This is a genomic window from Streptomyces sp. MZ04, from assembly GCF_004684775.1.
In the GTDB taxonomy this organism is placed as follows: domain Bacteria; phylum Actinomycetota; class Actinomycetes; order Streptomycetales; family Streptomycetaceae; genus Streptomyces.
Map to the genome: position 1 here is coordinate 1 of NZ_SRIC01000507.1, position 2,597 is coordinate 2,597.

The 2,597-nt window shown below is 70.6% G+C and carries 2 protein-coding genes; one reads left to right on the top strand and one right to left on the bottom strand.

Annotated features, from left to right (window positions below; all coding sequences use genetic code 11):
- Positions 1-1,156, bottom strand: a 1,156-nt coding sequence (locus tag E2651_RS42555) for an acetyl-CoA C-acetyltransferase (RefSeq protein WP_135336620.1), incomplete at its 3' end; no start/stop codon positions are given.
- A gap of 72 nt (positions 1,157-1,228) precedes the next feature.
- On the opposite strand from E2651_RS42555, the gene E2651_RS42560 reads away from it, so the two are divergent.
- Positions 1,229-2,554 carry a 3-oxoacyl-ACP reductase gene (locus tag E2651_RS42560; protein ID WP_135336621.1) on the top strand — a complete coding sequence of 442 codons (1,326 nt, stop codon included), beginning with the start codon at positions 1,229-1,231 and terminating at the stop codon, positions 2,552-2,554.
- Positions 2,555-2,597 lie beyond the last annotated feature (43 nt).

Sequence of the window (2,597 nt, forward strand, 5' to 3'; positions counted from 1 at the left end):
CAGCCGCAAAGGGATGCCCCGTGGCCAGCGACGACCCGGCGACATTGAGCCGCTCCCGGTCGACCACCCCCACCCCCTGCTTCTCCCACGCGGCCATAGTCGCAAGCACCTGCGAGGCGAACGCCTCGTGAATCTCGACGAAGTCGAAGTCGGAAAGCCCGAGCCCCCTCCGCTCCAGCATCCGCGGCACGGCATAGGCAGGCGCCATCAACAACCCGTCCCCAGCACCCCCCACGACATCACCCCCCACAAAATCCACCGCGGCAGTCTCATAAGCCGTCAGATAAGCCAGCGGCTCAAACCCCCGCGACCCCGCCCATTCCTCACTGGCGAGCAGCGCGACAGCCGCCCCGTCCGTCAGGGGAGTCGAATTCCCGGCGGTCATCGTCGGGTTGGGCCCCTTCACCCCGAATACGGGCCGCAACGCCCCCAGCTTCTCCGCACTGGACCCCGGCCGCAGATTCTGATCCCGCTCCAGACCACGGAAGGGAACAACAAGACCCTCCAGGAAGCCACGCTCGTACGCGGCGGCGAGCCGCTGATGACTGGCGGCGGCCAGTTCGTCCTGGGCGGCGCGCGAGACGCCCCACGCCTCCGCCGTGACGGCGGCATGCTCACCCATCGAAAGCCCGGTACGGGGCTCGGCGTTGCGGGGAATGTCAGGAACGAGGTGCCCGGGGCGGATCCCGGCAAGCGCCCTCACCCTCGCCCCCGCGGACTTCGCCCGCCGCGCGGCCAGCAGGATCTTCCGCAGGGAGTCGTTGACACCGAGCGGCGCGTCACTCGCCGTGTCGGCACCGCCCGCCACCGCGGACTCCGTCTGCCCGAGCATGATCTTGTTGGCGGCCGCGATGACGGCCTGGAGTCCGGTACCGCAGGCCTGCTGGATGTCGTACGCGGGAGTCGTCGCCGCGAGCCGCGAGCCGAGGACGGTCTCGCGCGCGAGATTGAAGTCGCGGCTGTGCTTGAGCACGGCGCCGGCGACGAACTCCCCCACCGCGCCCGGCCCCTCGAGACCGAACCGCTCGACGAGCCCGTCGAGAGCGGCGGTCAGCATCTCCTGGTTGGAGGCGGTCGCGTACGGGCCGTCGGAGCGCGCGAAGGGGATGCGGCTGCCGCCGATGACCGCCACGCGGCGGGTGGTGGGCAGATTCATGTCTCGACCAGCTCCTGACCCTTGAGTAACCTTACTCCAAAGTAAATTTACGACCGCGCTGGGAGTTGGACAATGGCCGACCGCTATCTGAACTTCACGGGCACCGCACCCGGCCGCTTCCTCACCCGCAGGCTCGGCCTCCCCCAGCCGGCGCCGCTGCGCCGCTGGTCGGCGGAACACCCCCTGCTGGAAGGTGAGTTGCTGCACCTGACGGCGGGGGAATCCACCCACACCCCGGCACTGACGGAGATCCTGGCCCGTACCGGCATGAAGGAAATCACCGCGACCGATGCCGCCCGTCGCCCTGCGGCGGTCGTTCTCGACGCGACGGCCCTATCGGACACGCCGGGCCTGGCCCAGGTCCACGCATCCCTGCACCCCGTCGTGCGCCAGGTGGCGGACAACGGCCGCATAGTCGTCATCGGAGCGCCGCTCTCACCCTCCGACCACCACCAGGCGGCAGCGCAACAGGCACTGGAAGGCTTTGTACGTTCGCTGGGCAAGGAGCTGGGGAAGGGCCGCACCGCGGCCCTCACCCGCATCCGCTCGGCGTCGGCGGCGGAGTCGACCCTCCGCTTCCTCCTCTCCCCCAGATCGGCGTACGTCAGCGGCCAGGTGATCGAGATCGGGGACGCCGAGCCCGCCGCCTGCGACTGGGACCGCCCGCTGGCCGGCCGCACGGCGCTGGTCACGGGTGCGGCGCGGGGCATCGGCGAGGCGGTGGCGGAGGTTCTCGCCAGGGACGGAGCGCACGTCCTCGTACTCGATGTGCCGTCCGCCCAGGCGGAGTTGGTGCGGGTGGCGGACCGTATCGGCGGGACGGCCCTGCCGCTGGACATCACGAAGGACGACGCGGGCGAACGCATCGCGGCGGCGGTGTCCGCCGAGGGCGGCCTTGACGTACTGATCCACAACGCGGGCATCACGCGGGACCGCAAACTGGCGAACATGGCGGCGGACCGCTGGGATCCGGTCCTGGACGTCAACCTCACGAGCGTCCTGCGAACGACAGACTCCCTGCTGTCGTCCGGGACGCTGAAGCGGGGCGGAAGCGTGGTCGCCACGGCGTCGATCGCCGGGATCGCGGGGAACGTGGGGCAGACGAACTACGCGGCGAGCAAGGCGGGAATCATCGGCCTCGTCCGCTCCCTGGCACCCCGGGCTCTCGCGGAGTACGGGGTGACGGTGAACGCGGTGGCCCCCGGCTTCATCGAGACGAAGATGACAGCGGCGGTCCCTCTCCTCATCCGAGAAGCGGGCCGCCGCATGAACTCCCTCGCGCAGGGCGGTCTCCCGGTGGACGTGGCGGAGACAACGGCCTGGCTCTGCGCCGCCGCCTCCGGCGGGGTGAACGGCCAGGTGATCCGGGTCTGCGGCCAATCCCTGCTGGGGGCGTGACCTTCGGGGGCCGAACAGGCCTTTCCCGCCCGATTGCCCCGCA